The organism is Cedecea sp. B1(4) (assembly GCF_059414925.1).
The window spans coordinates 134,532-150,142 of sequence record NZ_JCAHMZ010000006.1; the positions used below are offsets into that span (position 1 = coordinate 134,532).

General features: G+C 54.2%; 14 protein-coding genes and 2 tRNA genes. 8 read left to right on the plus strand and 8 right to left on the minus strand.

Features of this window, described 5'->3' with window-relative positions; all coding sequences use genetic code 11:
• Positions 1–346: 346 nt before the first annotated feature.
• Both ACR6JA_RS13300 and ACR6JA_RS13305 read left to right on the plus strand, forming a co-directional pair.
• Complete coding sequence (locus tag ACR6JA_RS13300; RefSeq protein WP_008458416.1) at positions 347–1,636, plus strand: HAAAP family serine/threonine permease; 1,290 nt, start codon at positions 347–349, stop codon at positions 1,634–1,636.
• Between the two features lie 65 nt (positions 1,637–1,701).
• Positions 1,702–3,069 carry an L-serine ammonia-lyase gene (locus tag ACR6JA_RS13305; protein WP_213715286.1) on the plus strand — a complete coding sequence of 456 codons (1,368 nt, stop codon included), beginning with the start codon at positions 1,702–1,704 and terminating at the stop codon, positions 3,067–3,069.
• Positions 3,070–3,262: 193 nt separating this feature from the next.
• Here ACR6JA_RS13305 and ACR6JA_RS13310 read toward each other — a convergent pair whose 3' ends face one another.
• Positions 3,263–4,447, minus strand: a complete 1,185-nt coding sequence (locus ACR6JA_RS13310) for an aminotransferase-like domain-containing protein (protein ID WP_494493656.1) — start codon at positions 4,445–4,447, stop codon at positions 3,263–3,265.
• Positions 4,448–4,629: 182 nt separating this feature from the next.
• Here ACR6JA_RS13310 and xni point away from each other — a divergent pair, with 182 nt between their 5' ends.
• On the plus strand, positions 4,630–5,400 hold the full coding sequence (xni, locus tag ACR6JA_RS13315) for a flap endonuclease Xni (RefSeq protein WP_494493657.1): 771 nt from the start codon (positions 4,630–4,632) through the stop codon (positions 5,398–5,400).
• Between the two features lie 43 nt (positions 5,401–5,443).
• On the opposite strand, the gene rlmM is transcribed toward xni, so the two are convergent.
• The 4 genes from rlmM to ACR6JA_RS13335 form a co-directional block, all read right to left on the minus strand.
• The gene (gene rlmM / locus ACR6JA_RS13320; protein ID WP_008458424.1) at positions 5,444–6,544 is read right to left on the minus strand and encodes a 23S rRNA (cytidine(2498)-2'-O)-methyltransferase RlmM; all 1,101 of its coding nucleotides are present in this window, start codon (positions 6,542–6,544) and stop codon (positions 5,444–5,446) included.
• Positions 6,537–6,932 (minus strand): DUF423 domain-containing protein, encoded by a 396-nt coding sequence (locus ACR6JA_RS13325; protein WP_008458426.1) that lies wholly within the window; start codon positions 6,930–6,932, stop codon positions 6,537–6,539. The genes rlmM and ACR6JA_RS13325 overlap by 8 nt, the downstream gene beginning before the upstream one ends.
• Positions 6,933–6,977: 45 nt before the next feature.
• Positions 6,978–7,895, minus strand: a complete 918-nt coding sequence (gene gcvA, locus ACR6JA_RS13330; protein WP_016538028.1) for a glycine cleavage system transcriptional regulator GcvA — start codon at positions 7,893–7,895, stop codon at positions 6,978–6,980.
• A gap of 345 nt (positions 7,896–8,240) precedes the next feature.
• Positions 8,241–8,468 carry a YgdI/YgdR family lipoprotein gene (locus tag ACR6JA_RS13335; protein ID WP_008458430.1) on the minus strand — a complete coding sequence of 76 codons (228 nt, stop codon included), beginning with the start codon at positions 8,466–8,468 and terminating at the stop codon, positions 8,241–8,243.
• A 196-nt stretch (positions 8,469–8,664) separates the two neighbouring features.
• On the opposite strand from ACR6JA_RS13335, the gene csdA reads away from it, so the two are divergent.
• A complete protein-coding gene (csdA, locus tag ACR6JA_RS13340) occupies positions 8,665–9,870 on the plus strand; it encodes a cysteine desulfurase CsdA (RefSeq protein WP_494493658.1) in 1,206 nt (401 codons plus the stop codon).
• The gene (csdE, locus tag ACR6JA_RS13345) at positions 9,871–10,302 is read left to right on the plus strand and encodes a cysteine desulfurase sulfur acceptor subunit CsdE (RefSeq protein WP_494493659.1); all 432 of its coding nucleotides are present in this window, start codon (positions 9,871–9,873) and stop codon (positions 10,300–10,302) included. It abuts the gene before it with no gap.
• On the opposite strand, the gene tcdA is transcribed toward csdE, so the two are convergent.
• Together tcdA and mltA are read right to left on the minus strand one after the other, a co-directional pair.
• Complete coding sequence (gene tcdA, locus ACR6JA_RS13350) at positions 10,303–11,112, minus strand: tRNA cyclic N6-threonylcarbamoyladenosine(37) synthase TcdA (protein WP_166878326.1); 810 nt, start codon at positions 11,110–11,112, stop codon at positions 10,303–10,305.
• A gap of 71 nt (positions 11,113–11,183) precedes the next feature.
• Positions 11,184–12,281, minus strand: coding sequence for a murein transglycosylase A (mltA, locus tag ACR6JA_RS13355; protein ID WP_008458439.1), 1,098 nt, complete (start codon positions 12,279–12,281; stop codon positions 11,184–11,186).
• Between the two features lie 211 nt (positions 12,282–12,492).
• Here mltA and ACR6JA_RS13360 point away from each other — a divergent pair.
• Both ACR6JA_RS13360 and ACR6JA_RS13365 read left to right on the plus strand, forming a co-directional pair.
• Positions 12,493–12,569 (plus strand) — tRNA-Met (locus tag ACR6JA_RS13360).
• 63 nt (positions 12,570–12,632) lie between these two features.
• Positions 12,633–12,709: transfer RNA gene (locus ACR6JA_RS13365), tRNA-Met, on the plus strand.
• Between the two features lie 88 nt (positions 12,710–12,797).
• On the opposite strand, the gene amiC is transcribed toward ACR6JA_RS13365, so the two are convergent.
• A complete protein-coding gene (gene amiC / locus ACR6JA_RS13370; protein ID WP_494493660.1) occupies positions 12,798–14,048 on the minus strand; it encodes an N-acetylmuramoyl-L-alanine amidase AmiC in 1,251 nt (416 codons plus the stop codon).
• Between the two features lie 228 nt (positions 14,049–14,276).
• Here amiC and argA point away from each other — a divergent pair, with 228 nt between their 5' ends.
• Entirely contained in the window at positions 14,277–15,608 is a 1,332-nt protein-coding gene (gene argA, locus ACR6JA_RS13375) for an amino-acid N-acetyltransferase (protein ID WP_213715292.1), read from the plus strand.
• The last annotated feature ends 3 nt before the right edge of the window (positions 15,609–15,611 follow it).

A 15,611-nucleotide genomic window follows, 5' to 3' on the forward strand; every position in this document is an offset into this window, starting at 1 on the left:
ATGCTGTTTTAGGCACTTTCTTTGGCAAAAACCGAGTTATTTGGTCAGGTTTAATTTATTGCATCATCCACAAGTGTCAGGCTTCGCGACCATAAATGTCATATTGATGTCTATGAACAGACTGTTATGCGGATTTGTTGCTTAACAAACGTAGATTATCGCATTTGGGATCGCGATCACTGATACATAGATGACATAAATGTATCTTTCCGCCCGCCGATAGTTACGGGCCACAACTACTACAAAAACGCCCCCGGCCAGAATTTAGTTTCAGCAGTTATGCCTCACACATTGCGTTAACTGCGAATTTTTAAACATTGCACGAAACATTCCTTTGGAGATGTAAATGGAAACCACTCAAACCGGCAGTATTGTCTCTGCTGAGAAAAAAGGCGCATGGCGCAAGACCGACACCATGTGGATGCTGGGCCTGTACGGCACGGCTATCGGTGCAGGCGTCCTGTTCCTGCCAATCAACGCCGGCGTTGGTGGCCTGATCCCGCTGTTCATCATGGCGATTCTGGCTTTCCCAATGACGTTCTTCGCACACCGCGGTATGACCCGCTTCGTGCTGTCCGGTAAAAACCCGGGCGAAGACATCACAGAAGTTGTAGAAGAGCACTTTGGTGTTGGCGCAGGTAAGCTCATCACCCTGCTGTACTTCTTTGCTATCTACCCGATCCTGCTGGTTTACAGCGTGGCTATTACCAACACCGTTGACAGCTTCATCACCCACCAGTTGGGCATGACTGCACCGCCGCGCGCTATCCTTTCTTTGATTCTGATTGTCGGCATGATGACTATCGTGCGCTTCGGCGAGCAGATGATCGTCAAAGCGATGAGCATCCTGGTATTCCCATTTGTTGCGGCTCTGATGATTCTGGCGCTGTACCTGATTCCAAACTGGAGCGGTGCGGCGTTTGAAACCCTGTCCTTCAGCGCAACCCCGGCAACCGGCAGCGGACTGTGGATGACCCTGTGGCTGGCAATTCCGGTCATGGTGTTCTCCTTCAACCACTCCCCTATCATCTCCTCCTTCGCCGTGGCTAAACGCGAAGAGTACGGCGATGGCGCTGAGAAAAAATGCTCCAGCATCCTGGCTCGTGCACACATCATGATGGTGCTGACCGTAATGTTCTTCGTGTTCAGCTGCGTGCTGAGCCTGAGCCCTGCTGACCTGGCCGCGGCAAAAGCGCAGAACATCTCTATCCTGTCTTACTTGGCTAACCACTTTAATGCACCGGTTATCGCCTGGATGGCGCCAATCATTGCAATGATTGCCATCACCAAATCCTTCCTCGGCCACTACTTGGGCGCACGTGAAGGCTTTAACGGCATGGTCATTAAGTCTCTGCGCGGCAAAGGTAAAAGTATTGAAATCGGTAAACTGAACAAAATTACCGCGCTGTTTATGCTAGTGACGACCTGGGCAGTGGCGACGCTGAACCCAAGCATCCTCGGGATGATTGAAACCCTGGGCGGCCCGGTTATCGCGATGATTCTGTTCCTAATGCCGATGTATGCTATTCAGAAAGTACCGGCGATGCGTAAGTACAGCGGCCATATAAGCAACGTCTTTGTTGTGATTATGGGCCTGATCGCAATCTCCGCTATCTTCTACTCGCTGTTCAGCTAAGCAAGTTAAAGAGTCGCCCGCCTGGGCGACTCTCCTCCCCCAAGTCACTTACGCAGGGAAATCTTATGATTAGCGTATTCGACATTTTCAAAATCGGTATTGGCCCCTCCAGCTCACATACCGTCGGCCCGATGAAGGCCGGTAAACAATTTTCCGATGACCTGATTGAGCAAGGGATCCTGCGCGATGTCACTCGTGTAGTTGTGGATGTCTATGGCTCTCTGTCCCTGACAGGTAAAGGCCACCATACCGATATAGCCATTATTATGGGCCTGGCGGGTAACCTGCCGGATACCGTAGATATCGACGCTATTCCGCACTTCATCCAGGATGTAAACACCCACGGGCGCCTGATGCTGGCCAATGGTCAGCATGAAGTTGAATTCCCGGTGGACTGCTGCATGAACTTCCATGCCGACAACCTGGCGCTCCACGAGAATGGTATGCGCATCACCGCTCTGGCTGGCGACAACGTGCTGTATTCTCAGACCTATTACTCTATCGGCGGTGGCTTCATCGTTGATGAAGCACATTTTGGTGCGCAGAGTGAAAACCCGGTCAGCGTACCTTATCCGTATCAGAATGCTGCAGACCTGCAAAAACACTGCCGTGAAACGGGCTTATCGCTTTCCGGCCTGATGATGCAGAACGAACGAGCTCTGCATAGCCAGGAAGAGATCGACGCCCACTTTGCGTCGGTCTGGGAAGTAATGAGCAGCGGAATTGAACGCGGTATCACTACAGAAGGCGTGCTGCCTGGTAAAATGCGCGTTCCGCGCCGTGCTGCAGCCCTGCGTCGTATGCTGGTGACCACCGATAAAAACAACTCTGACCCGATGGCAGTTGTGGACTGGATCAATATGTTCGCGCTGGCGGTGAACGAAGAAAACGCTGCCGGTGGCCGCGTGGTCACCGCTCCAACAAACGGGGCCTGCGGGATTGTGCCGGCTGTGTTGGCGTATTACGACAAGTTCATTCGTCAGGTGAACGCTAATTCCTGCGCCCGCTATTTCCTGGCCGCCGGTGCTATCGGTTCTCTGTATAAAATGAACGCATCTATCTCCGGCGCGGAAGTAGGTTGTCAGGGAGAAGTCGGCGTAGCCTGTTCAATGGCTGCTGCAGGCCTTACTGAGCTGCTGGGCGGTAGCCCTACTCAGGTGTGTATCGCTGCGGAAATCGGTATGGAGCACAATCTGGGACTGACGTGTGACCCGGTTGCAGGCCAGGTTCAGGTTCCATGCATCGAGCGTAACGCCATTGCGGCAGTTAAAGCCGTGAACGCTGCACGTATGGCCATGCGCCGTACCAGCGAGCCTCGCGTCTGTCTGGATAAGGTTATCGAGACAATGTATGAAACGGGCAAGGACATGAACGCCAAGTATCGCGAAACCTCTCGCGGTGGCCTGGCGCTGAAAATTGTCGCCTGTGACTAAAAATTAAGGCTCCCGGTTGGGAGCCTTTCAGACGACTGACCAACTTCCGGTGAAAAAAGAAAGATCTGCCGACTGGTTAAAAAACAGGAAAATCAATTCATTGATTTCCGGCTGATAGCCACAAAAAGGGAAAAACCACGCTTTTTCCTTTTTTGTCAGCAACCTTTAAGGCTCCCGGTTGGGAGCCTTTTTCTTAGAGCGCCGCTTTCAAACGCTTCACGGCTTCAACCAGTTGCTCATCAGTTGCCGTCGCGTAGGAGAAACGCAGCGTGCGTTTATCCGCATGATCGCTGAAGAAGAACTCTCCCGGCACGTACACCACGCCTTTCTCCAGCGTTTTTTGTAGCCACGCCGTGGTATCAAAGTCGTAGCGGAAAGCGGCCCAAAGGAACATCCCGCCCTGCGGCTGGTTAAAGGTAATGTGCTCGCCAAGCTCTTCTTCCAGCAGACGTGACAGCATCAGGCACTTCTGCTTATAAGCCTCACGAATCAGCTCAATCTGCGGCTCAAGACGCCCCAGTTTCAGGTAAGCCGCCGCCAGCGCCTGCGTAAACGAGTTAGCATGTAAATCAGTCGCCTGCTTAATGATGGCGACCTTTTGCTTCATCCACTCCGGGAGAATAATCCAGCCGACACGCAGCCCCGGAGCCAAAATTTTCGAGAACGTTGAGGTATAGACCACGTGGTCTTCATGCCCTAACTCTGTGGCGACCTGAATCAGGGTCTTCTCGCGGCGATCGGTAAAGCTAATCGCCCCGTACGGATCGTCTTCAATAATCACAAAATCATGTTCGGCAGCCAGTTTCACCAGTTTTTCACGACGCTCAGCGCTCAGCGTTGTGCCGCTTGGATTACCAAAGGTTGGCACCAGATAAACGCCTTTGACACGCGTGGTTTTCAGCAAAGCTTCCAGCTCATCGACAATCATGCCGTGCTCGTCCCCACCTACGGATTCAACCTTCGCGGCGGTCAAACTGAGGATTTGCAGCGTGGCCAGGTAGGTCGGGCGCTCAACGACGAAAACGTCACCTTCGTCTGCCAGCGCACGAATCAGCAAATCCAACGCCTGCTGGGAACCTGAGGTGATGAGCAACTGGTCGCTGCGCGTAGTAATCCCGCGAGCCTTGCACAGCTCAACTAGCTGGTCACGCAGCTCGGAATTGCCTTCGGTCAGGCCATACTGAAAAGCGTCATTAAAGTTCTCTTCCAGCACTTTACGGGTCGCCAGCTCCAGCCCTTGTCTGTCAAACAGCTCACTGGAAGGAATGCCGCCAGCCAGTGAAATCACGCCGGGCATTTTGCTGTGCTTAAGAAGTTCGCGGATGGCCGAGGGTTGCAGGTTTTGAATGCGTTGCGCGAGGTGTTTAGTATTACTCATATTGATGTTCTCTATTTTTTTATGCGTTAGAAATATACATAGCCCGCTAACAACTACGCAATGGCTTTCCACCCGGCCCCTATAAGGTTTTGCGAGAGGCATTCCTGAATGCTGCGATGAGAATAGCTCATCATGGCGGGAAGTGTTAGGGTAGGCTCATCAGAGTGACGAGTTAATTTCTTATGGCTATTCATTTACTTATCGTCGATGCCCTGAACCTGATTCGCCGCATACATGCGGTGCAGGGTTCGCCTTGCGTAGATACATGTCTGCATGCGCTTGACCAGCTTATTGGCCACAGCCAGCCTACTCATGCGGTGGCGGTGTTTGATGACGAAGAACGTCGCGAAGGCTGGCGGCATCAAGTTCTGCCCGACTACAAAGCGGGCCGTTCGCCAATGCCAGACGACCTGCATGCCGAAATGCCAGCTCTGCGGGAAGCGTTTACCCGTCGTGGCGTTCAGTGCTGGCATTCAAAAGGCAACGAGGCGGACGATCTTGCGGCTACGCTGGCGGTGAAAGTCGCCTCCGGCGGTCATCGGGCAACCATTGTGTCCACCGACAAAGGCTATTGCCAGCTGCTGGCCCCAACGCTGCAAATTCGCGACTACTTCCAAAAACGCTGGCTGGATGCGCCCTTTATTGCTCAGGAATATGGCGTTCAGCCGGAACAACTGGGGGACTTCTGGGGGCTGGCAGGCATCAGCAGCAGCAAAATTCCCGGCGTGCCCGGTATTGGCCCGAAAAGCGCTACACAGCTCATTAACCAGTTTTCTGACCTGGAAACGCTCTATCAGCGGCTTGATGCAGTCCCGGAAAAATGGCGTAAGAAGCTGGAGCTGCACAGAGAAAGTGCGTTTATCAGCCGTCAGGTGGCAAGGCTTGAGACGGATTTACAGCTCGACGGGAACTTACAGCAGCTAAGGTTGCCTGGTGCATTGCCTTCTGCATAACGCAAAAGAACTCCCCTTGCCCGGATGAGCAAGGGGGTGGTCATTAACGTTCGTCGCGACGGCCCCCCACGGCCGCCCACCAACGGCGGATGTGAACGGTCACTTCTTCACGATCGTGGTAAAGCTGGCGGGCTTTGATTTCCGCGTTAATGCCGTTGCTCTCGAGGATTTCGCGGATCTGCGCCAGGTTTTGCGACACCTCTTCGTAGCGCTTTTTCATCGGCAACTTGAGGTTAAAGATAGTCTCACGGCACCAGCCGTTTACCAGCCAGGTTGCCATTAAATGGGCTACTTTCGCCGGTTTTTCCACCATGTCGCAGACCATCCAGGAGATGTTGGTGCGGGTCGGGCGGTATTTGAAGCCATCTTCGCGCAGCCAGGTGACCTGTCCGGTGTCCATAAGGCTCTGCGCCATCGGGCCGTTATCGACGGACGAAACCCACATATTGCGTTTCACCAACTGATAGGTCCAGCCGCCCGGGCAGGCACCCAAATCAACGGCGTACATGCCGTTAGCCAGACGCTCGTCCCATTCATCGGCGGGAATAAAGACGTGAAACGCCTCTTCCAGCTTCAGCGTGGAGCGACTTGGAGCATCCGCCGGGAACTTGAGGCGCGGGATGCCCATATAGAACGGCGAATTGTTGGTGGTGTAGGAGTAACCTGTGTAACAGCAGCCGGGGGCGATAAAGAACACATGCACAACCGGACGCTTCGGCGTTTCGTAGTTGGTCAGCACTCCGGCTTCGCGCAGGCTGGCACGCAGCGGCACGGTAAACTTGCGACAGAACTTCATCAGCTCTTTGCTTTCGTTGGTATCGGCCACTTCAACCCGCAGGTCGCCGCCCTTTTCCACCACGCCCTGCAGCATGCCGACAATAGGCGTGATGCGGTCTTCCGGCGGTAAATCCTTTAGCAGCTCGCCGGCAACAAACATCTGGCGGGCAAAAATCAGGTCGCTGAACGGCAGCTCGCGCGCCAGCTTTTCCGCCTCTTCCGGCTGATAGCATTCAAATATGACATAACCGCTGTGCTCTTTAACACGGGCAAAGCCGTAGACACCGCGCTGACCCGCTTTGTCGGTTATCTCTGCCGCACACTCTTTCTCGAATCCCTGGCGGCAGTACAAAATCACTTTATTCATGGCTTACGCCCTTACGTTTCAGGCGCACAGCACCAATTAACATCAATATCCAACCGGCCAGGAAGCTGACGCCGCCCACCGGGGTAACAAACGCCCACAGCCGCAGGTGCGACAGGGCCAGGCAGTACAAACTGCCGCTAAATAATACGGTGCCTAACGCCATAAAGACGCTGCTCCAGTAGAACCAGATGCTGATACGACGCTGCATTGCCACCGCAAGGCCAAAAATCGCGAGCGTGTGAAACGCCTGATACTCAAGCCCGGTCTGGATCCATCCCATCTCTGCAACACCCAGAGACTTGCTCAATACGTGCGCCCCAAAGGCGCCCAGGGCAACAAAAACAAAACCGCTGATGGCGGCAAAAATCAGCATGAATCGGCTGGTCATGGTGTAACCCTAAAGTAAGGCGTGGCCGCGCCACGCGAAGATTGCTTATTGTTCGTAGCGAAAACGGAATTTTTCTTGCTCACTGGCCGCCTTTGCCAGGATCCACTGTCGAAACGCGGCTATTTTACCCAGTTCTGCCTGGCTGTCATGACAAACCAGATAAAAGGCGTTTTTACTTACCAGCACATCATTGAACGGGCATACCAGACGGCCCGCTTCGATTTCCGTTTGGGCCATGACGTTATTGGCCAGCGCAATCCCCTGCCCGTGAATCGCGGCCTGGAGTACCATTGCGCTGTGGCTGAAAATGGGCCCTTGCTGGACATTAATATGGCTCACGCCAAGCTGGCGGGTATAAGTCTGCCAGTCGCGGCGCGAAGCGTCATGCAATAAAGTGTGCTTGGCTAAATCTTCCGGCGTTTTAATCGGTTTGTCGCCGGTTAGTAGCATAGGTGAGCAAACCGGCAGCAAATACTCAGCATAAAGTTTTTCGACTCTTAGCCCTGGCCAGTTTCCCCGCCCATAGAATATCGCCACGTCCACGTCGTCAGACAGCTTGTCTTCCTGGCGGTCCACTGCCTGAATTCGCACGTCGATGCCCGGATAAGCTGAGTTAAAGCTTGTTAAGCGAGGCACCAGCCAGTGAATCGCAAAACTGGGCAATAAACTCACCGTCAGCGCGCCTTTTGCACTGCGCGCCTGCAGCTTGCGGGTGGCTTCCGTCAGCTGGGAAAAAATCTCTTTAATATCCTGATAATAACTCTGCCCCTCCTCCGTCAACAGCAACGATCGGTTACGGCGGCGGAACAGCTTCAGGCCAAGAAAATCCTCCAGGGACTTGATCTGGTGGCTTACCGCGGCCTGAGTAACGAACAGTTCCTCAGCCGCTTTAGTAAAACTCAAGTGACGAGCCGCAGCGTCAAAAACGCGCAGCGCATTCAGAGGGGGTAATCGCTTAGACATGGGGTTATTTGGCTTAAGTGTTAATAACAGTTAACAAACAGATAGCGTTTGTTTACCTATTAGTTTTTTTTATCTGAGCCATTATAAATTGTCCGTTGAGGATGCACCAGCAAATACCTATAGTGGCGGCACTTCCTGAGTCGGAACGAAAAGTTGTCTGGAATGCGTGTTCTGGAGGGCTTTTGGCTTACGGTTGTGATGTTGTGTTGTTGTGTTTGCAATTGGTCTGACATTTCGGACCACGGTAGCTAAGCTACCCCTTTTCACTTCCTGTACATTTACCCTGTCTGTCCATAGTGATTAATGTAGCACCGCCGAATGCGGTGCTTTTTTTTGCCTGCAGTTTTACTTCTTCAGCTCAACCATCTCTTTCACGTCCGAACGGTTAATCTGCTGCATATTGCCGTTAGCATCTTTGTACTTGATCATCCCTGTTTCGTCATCGGTCTTCGGCTTACCTTCAGAGACAATCGCGCGTCCATCGTTGGTGTGCATGATGTAGTTCGGGCTGGAACAAGCTGCAAGTGCAAAGGTCATCATACAGGCAGAAACAATAGCGATAGATTTGTTCATTATTCTTCTCCTTGTGGATAGCGTTTAATGCTGTTTAAGTCTTTCCTACTAACATGCTTAAATATTAGTCCAACAATAATTAGCATAACCTGCTTCTCACATTCTGCCAGTAGAAACAGACGATTCCGAGAAAGACGGAAACCTTGTGCCAACGTCAGTTTTGCGCGACGATCTGTGCATTGAACTGAGGATCCCCATGACAGCATTTAACCCCGCTCATTTTCGTGCGCAATTTCCCGCACTGGCAGATGCAGGCGTCTATCTCGACAGCGCGGCCACGGCGCTAAAACCCCAGGCCGTGATCGACGCTACCCAACAGTTTTACAGCCTGAGTGCCGGGAACGTTCACCGCAGCCAGTTTCCAGAAGCGCAGCGTCTGACGGCGCGCTACGAAGCGGCACGTGACCAGGTAGCACATTTGATCAACGCCGAAAGCGGTAGATCCGTAGTCTGGACCCGGGGCACAACCGAAGCCATAAACCTGGTTGCGCAGTGCTATGCACGCCCTCGCCTCAAAGACGGGGATGAAATCATTGTGAGTGAGGCAGAACATCACGCCAATTTTGTGCCGTGGCTGATGGCGGCTGAGCAAACCGGTGCGAAAGTGGTGAAACTGCCGCTGAATGACCAGGCTCTGCCCGATCTTAACCAGCTTCCGGCATTGCTGAATGACTGCACTCGTATCCTGGCGCTTGGGCAAATGTCTAACGTCACCGGGGGCTGCCCCGATCTTGCAAAAGCTATCAAGCTTGCCCACGAAGCAGGTGCCGTCGTGATGGTCGATGGCGCGCAGGGCATTGTTCACTGCCCGCCGGACGTGCAGGCGCTGGATATCGACTTTTACGCCTTTTCTGCCCATAAACTGTATGGCCCGACCGGCATCGGCGCGCTCTATGGCAAAGCAGATCTCCTTGAGCAGATGTCGCCGTGGCTCGGCGGCGGGAAAATGATTACCCACGTCTCATTCGACGGGTTTAAGACTCAGCCAGTGCCCTACCGCTTTGAAGCCGGGACGCCAAACGTCGCGGGCGTCATTGGCCTTAGCGCTGTACTGGAATGGCTTGAAACTGTCGATTTACAGCAGGCGGAAAACTGGAGCCGTAGCCTGGCCACGCTCGCGGAGTCCGAGCTGGCAAAACTCCCCGGTTTCCGTAGCTTCCGCAGTCAGGACTCCAGCCTGCTGGCGTTTGACTTTGCGGGCGTTCACCATAGCGATATGGTCACGCTGCTGGCCGAATCAGGCATTGCGCTGCGGGCGGGCCAGCACTGCGCGCAGCCCTTGATGGCCGCATTAGGCGTTAGCGGAACGCTGCGCGCCTCTTTCGCCCCTTACAACACACAGCAGGATGTGCACGAACTGCTCGCCGCAGTCGATCGCGCCCTCGATATTCTGGTGGACTGAATGCAGGCTAATCATCCCTTTGGCACAGAAATTAACGCAGATATGCTGCGTACCACCTTCGAAGCGCAGCGGCAGTGGGAAGACAAATACCGCCAGCTGATTTTATTGGGTAAGAAGCTGCCGGCGCTGCCGGAGGCATTAAAAACCGAGAGTATTGAAATCAGCGGCTGCGAAAATCGCGTTTGGCTGGGCCACGAGCGCCTGCCGGACGGAACGCTGCACTTTTACGGTGACAGTGAAGGACGCATCGTTCGTGGCTTATTGGCGGTGCTGTTGACCGCGGTAGAGGGGAAAACCGCCCGGCAGCTATTGGAAAACGATCCGCTAAGTCTGTTTGACGCTCTGGGGCTTCGCCATCAGCTAAGCGCTTCCCGCAGCAGCGGGCTTACGGCCCTTGCCGCGGCCGTTCAACAGGCCGCGCACGAGGGTTAATCAGGCGGCGGTTCGTGCCGCCTTCGCCATCATCTTCTTCAGCACATGAGACACCGCCACAAAACCAAAGCTGGCGGTTACCATGGTCGCCGCCCCAAAGCCCGAGGCACAGTCCATCCGTTTTGGGCCTTCGGCGGTGCTTTTCATCGCGCAAACTGACCCGTCAGCCTGCGGATACACCAGCGCTTCAGTTGAAAATACGCAGTCTACGCCAAGCTTCCCTTTGCTGTTTTTCACCACGCCGAAATCACTTTTCAGGCGTTCACGCAGCTTCGCCGCCAGCGGATCCTGAATAGTTTTAGCCAGATCGCTAACCTGAATCTGCGTCGGATCGATTTGCCCACCGGCGCCACCCGTGGTCACCAGCGGGATCTTATAGCGACGGCAATACGCGATCAGCGCCGCTTTTGGCCGCACGCTGTCAATGGCGTCGATAACATAGCTGAATCCCTGACTAAGCAACTCAGCGGCGTTGTCAGCGGTAATAAAATCATCCACCACCGTAACCCGACACTCAGGATTGATCTCTTTGATACGCGCGGCCATGACTTCCGTTTTGGCCTGGCCTACGCTGTCTTTCAGGGCATGGATTTGGCGGTTGGTGTTGGTGACGCAAACGTCATCCATGTCGATAAGCGTAATGGCCCCAATCCCGGTTCGCGCCAGCGCCTCTGCCGCCCACGAGCCCACCCCGCCGATGCCAATCACGCAAATGTGCGCTTCTGCAAAAAGCTGAAGCGCCGCCTGGCCATACAAACGAGCGGTGCCGCCAAAGCGTTGCAGCCAGGCATCAGAGAGAACAACAGACATCGGGGAAATCCTCAGAAATAAAAAACGGGCTGATTATACAGCCCGTAGATAAAGGTGGAAACGCTGCAGCATTAACCGTTAAAAACGCTGCCCGTGCCAGGCGCCGCTTTCAGCACCCAGACGCGCCCGTAATGGTTGTACCAACCCGCGCGGTGCCCGGCATCCGGGCCAATGCCCTGATAGATATCGAAGTGCTGACCTTTGATCGCCCCCCCAACGTCGAGCGCCACCATCACGCGCAGCTCGTACTGGCCGGTGAACTTCCCGTTATTGTCCAGCAGTGGGACTTCGGTCAGCAGCGTGGTGCCAGCAGGAATGATGGAGCGGTCAGACGCCACGGAGGCACGTCCAATCAACGGTACCGCGCTCGCGCCTTTCACCGGCGCATAGCTTGCGGGTTTAAAGAAGACAAAAGAAGGATTCTGCTCAAGCAGCTCCCGTACTGCCGCTTCGCTGTGGGTTTCTCCCCAGTGGCGAATCGCCTGCATCGACATATCTTCTTTCTTCACTTCGCCGCGGTCGATCAACACCTTGCCTATGCTGCGATAAGCGTGGCCGTTTTTACCGGCATAGCCGAAGAAGGTCAAAGGCTGACCATCGCCAAAATCAATGTAGCCGCTGCCCTGCACATCCATGATGAAGTTATCCATCAGAGAGTTGCTGTAGGCCAGAACATAGCTGTCGCTCAACCCACCGGCGTAGATTTCCGCGCGGGACGGTAGACGCCCACGTTTTGGCGGCATGCGGTAAATAGGGTACTGGAATTCGCCCTGGCGAGTATGACGAGCCTGAATCACCGGGGTGTAGTAGCCGGTAAACTGCACGTTACCGTAGTTGTCAGCCCCTTCCATCTGCCAGGCATCAAGGCCGAACTGCTTCAGCTGACGGGTATCGCCCCCGGCACGCAGCCACTGCTGCACGGCATTATAGATATCGCTGCCGTTATTATAGAGGCGGGGAGAAGCAGAACGAATCTGGTTAACCTGCTCGGCATAGTCGCCGCCGTTGATAGGCGCGCCAACCGCATCAGGCTGATTCACCAGTGAGAAAGGCTGGGAGAATTTCCCGTCTTTATATTGCTGACCGCGATCGGTCGGTTTTGATGAACAGGCGGCCAGCATCGCTAACATGGCCCCCGCCGCTGTGTACTTAATCCAACGTCCTTTCATTTACCTTTCGCCCTGCTCGTTGCCTCTGTATGCCTCGCCGAAGATAGCAAACGCGCCGCCAGAATTAAACGAGTTGCACACCCCTCACAGCAAAAACGTCTGTTTTATGGCCACTATGCGGGTTAATTCAACAACTAAGGGGAAATTCAGGTATTTACTCGAAAAAAGGGTTGCATCAAAAAGCGAGCGGAGTATAGTGCGCATCCACGGACGCGGGGTGGAGCAGCTTGGTAGCTCGTCGGGCTCATAACCCGAAGGTCGTCGGTTCAAATCCGGCCCCCGCAACCAATTAAAAGTCGCTGATTTAACAGCGCAATGATGAAAAATCATTAAAAAGAGTAGTATGACGGACGCGGGGTGGAGCAGCCTGGTAGCTCGTCGGGCTCATAACCCGAAGGTCGTCGGTTCAAATCCGGCCCCCGCAACCAACATTGAGAACACCCTTACGGGTGTTTTTTTGTTTCTGCCGTTTGTAAAAAAATAAGGCAGGTTTATCTCCCGCCTTTATCAGCCATTTTAGCCTCGTCTTGCCAGCCTTGAGCTATCCGAGAAGTACGCCTTAATCCCCGCCAGAATTGACTCCGCAACTTCCTGCTGGAATTTGGCCGTACGCAGCTTGCGCTCCTCTTCAGGGTTACTCAGGAATGCTGTCTCCACCAGAATAGACGGAATATCCGGCGCTTTTAACACCGCAAACCCGGCCTGATCGACGCTGTTTTTATGCAGCTTGTTCACTTTCCCCAGCCGGTTAAGCACCTCTTTCCCGAACTTCAGGCTGTCGTTAATGGTCAGCGACTGCACCATGTCGAACATCGTGTGGTCGAGATAGCGATCTCCACTTTTGCCCACGCCGCCAATTAAATCCGAGGCGTTCTGCGTTTGCGCCAGGTATTTCGCCGCCGTACTGGTCGCCCCTTTGGTGGACAACGCAAAGACCGACGATCCGCGCGCGGCAGCGGTCGTAAATGCATCCGCATGAATAGAAACAAACAGATCGGCTCGCTGTTTTTGCGCCTTGGCAACGCGCACTTTCAGCGGGATGAACACATCTTCATTACGCGTCATGTAGGCCTTCATATTGCCCTCTTTATCGAGCAGGGCCTTCAGCCTGCGCGCAATACTGAGCACAATATCTTTTTCGCGGGTCTTGTTTGGGCCTATCGCACCGGGGTCTTCGCCGCCGTGGCCTGGATCAAGCATGATGACAATCGGCCGGTCCCGCCCGGCTTTACCCGGCTTCGGCCCTTTTTCCGCCGGCATTTTCTTGTCTAACTGGCCGTTGTTGTAATCTTCCAGTAATGCCAGCAGGGGATCTTGTTCGCTATTCATATTGGCGGGATAAAGATCCATCACCAGGCGCTCTTTAAATTCGGCGACCGGGGCCAGCGCAAACAAATGCGGAGTCACGTTTTGCTTCAATTCAAAAACCATGCGCACGGTCTTGGGATCGAACTGCCCCACGCGGGCGGATTTAATAAAGGGATCGTCGCCGCGAACCTGGCTGCCGATGCCTCTTAAAACTGAATTCAAATGTGCCCCTTCGATATCCACAACCACTCGCTCCGGGTTGCTGAGCGCAAACTGGCGGTACTTCAGCTGATGGTTAGATTCCAGCGTCACGCGGGTATAAGACGAGGCCGGCCAGACGCGCACGGCGATCACCTGGCTTGAGGCAGCAAAACCGACCTTGCTGACGCTCAACAACCACATGGCTCCGGCACCCTGAAGTAAACGGCGGCGACTCATTAACGAACTGGAATCTGGCATGGCTCCCCTGAGCGATAAAATCACTAAATAGATGAATTTATTTTTTGAGCCAAAAACTTTAGCGAAACACGCGGTTACTGTCATCTATAAAAGGGTAAACGTTCAGAAAAGGAGATAAAAAGTCAGGGAGGAGGAATTTTATCCTGGATGAAAATTGGCGCTTGCACCCAACGCCATAAAAGAATAAAAATACACAAATTACGAATAATCATGCAATGAGGGTGTGCCGTGGTAAAGGAACGCAGAACTGAACTGGTCCAGGGATTCCGCCATTCTGTTCCCTATATTAATGCCCACCGGGGAAAAACGTTTGTCATCATGCTCGGCGGCGAAGCCATTGAACATGAAAACTTTTCCAGCATCGTCAACGATATTGGCCTGCTTCACAGCCTGGGCATTCGCCTGGTCGTGGTGTACGGCGCACGTCCGCAGATTGACGAAAACCTGGCCGAACATCACCACGAGCCGGTTTACCATAAACACACCCGAGTCACCGACGCAAAAACCCTAGAACTGGTGAAACAGGCTGCAGGGCTGCTTCAGCTCGACATCACCGCACGACTTTCCATGAGCCTGGGTAATACGCCGCTTCAGGGTGCCCATATCAACGTGGTCAGCGGTAACTTTATCATCGCACAGCCTCTGGGCGTGGATGACGGCGTGGACTACTGCCACAGCGGGCGCGTCCGCCGTATTGATGAAGAAGCCATTCACCGCCAGCTGGACAGCGGCGCGATTGTACTGATGGGACCGGTCGCGGTTTCAGTGACGGGGGAAAGCTTTAACCTCACCTCCGAAGAAGTGGCCACCCAGCTTGCGGTTAAGCTGAAGGCAGAGAAAATGATTGGGTTCTGCTCCGCTCAGGGCGTGACCGACGACCTGGGGAACGTGATTTCTGAGCTGTTCCCGAACGAGGCTCAGCAGCGTATTGAAGCCCTGGAAAGCACCGGCGACTATCATTCCGGCACAGTGCGCTTCCTGCGCGGAGCGGTGAAGGCCTGCCGCAGCGGCGTGCGCCGCAGCCATCTGCTCAGCTATCAGGAAGATGGTGCCCTGCTGCAGGAACTGTTCTCCCGTGATGGGATCGGCACGCAAATTGTGATGGAAAGCGCCGAGCAGATCCGCCGTGCCACCATTAACGACATCGGCGGTATTCTTGAGCTGATCCGCCCGCTGGAACAGCAAGGGATCCTGGTACGCCGCTCCCGTGAGCAGTTGGAAATGGAGATCGACAAGTTCACGATTATTCAACGGGATAACCTGACCATAGCCTGCGCTGCGCTCTATCCGTTCCCGGAAGAAAGCATCGGCGAAATGGCCTGCGTCGCGGTACACCCTGACTACCGTAGTTCGTCCCGGGGCGAAGAGTTGCTGAACCGCGTCGCCAACCAGGCGCGGCAAATGGGGCTGAGCAAGCTGTTCGTGCTGACCACCCGTAGCATCCACTGGTTCCAGGAGCGGGGCTTCCTGCCGGTGGACGTTGAGCTGCTGCCGGCGAGCAAAAAAGAGATGTACAACTATCAGCGCAAATCAAAAGTGCTGATGGCCGACCTGACCTGAAAA

Coding starts and splice junctions, on each gene's coding strand:
- ACR6JA_RS13300 (WP_008458416.1), top strand. CDS start 347: ATGGAAACCACTCAAACCGGCAGTATTGTCTCTGCTGAGAAAAAAGGC.
- mltA (WP_008458439.1), bottom strand. CDS start 12,281: ATGAAAGGACGTTGGATTAAGTACACAGCGGCGGGGGCCATGTTAGCG.
- csdA (WP_494493658.1), top strand. CDS start 8,665: ATGACAGCATTTAACCCCGCTCATTTTCGTGCGCAATTTCCCGCACTG.
- tcdA (WP_166878326.1), bottom strand. CDS start 11,112: ATGTCTGTTGTTCTCTCTGATGCCTGGCTGCAACGCTTTGGCGGCACC.
- ACR6JA_RS13310 (WP_494493656.1), bottom strand. CDS start 4,447: ATGAGTAATACTAAACACCTCGCGCAACGCATTCAAAACCTGCAACCC.
- rlmM (WP_008458424.1), bottom strand. CDS start 6,544: ATGAATAAAGTGATTTTGTACTGCCGCCAGGGATTCGAGAAAGAGTGT.
- ACR6JA_RS13325 (WP_008458426.1), bottom strand. CDS start 6,932: ATGACCAGCCGATTCATGCTGATTTTTGCCGCCATCAGCGGTTTTGTT.
- ACR6JA_RS13305 (WP_213715286.1), top strand. CDS start 1,702: ATGATTAGCGTATTCGACATTTTCAAAATCGGTATTGGCCCCTCCAGC.
- csdE (WP_494493659.1), top strand. CDS start 9,871: ATGCAGGCTAATCATCCCTTTGGCACAGAAATTAACGCAGATATGCTG.
- xni (WP_494493657.1), top strand. CDS start 4,630: ATGGCTATTCATTTACTTATCGTCGATGCCCTGAACCTGATTCGCCGC.
- amiC (WP_494493660.1), bottom strand. CDS start 14,048: ATGCCAGATTCCAGTTCGTTAATGAGTCGCCGCCGTTTACTTCAGGGT.
- ACR6JA_RS13335 (WP_008458430.1), bottom strand. CDS start 8,468: ATGAACAAATCTATCGCTATTGTTTCTGCCTGTATGATGACCTTTGCA.
- gcvA (WP_016538028.1), bottom strand. CDS start 7,895: ATGTCTAAGCGATTACCCCCTCTGAATGCGCTGCGCGTTTTTGACGCT.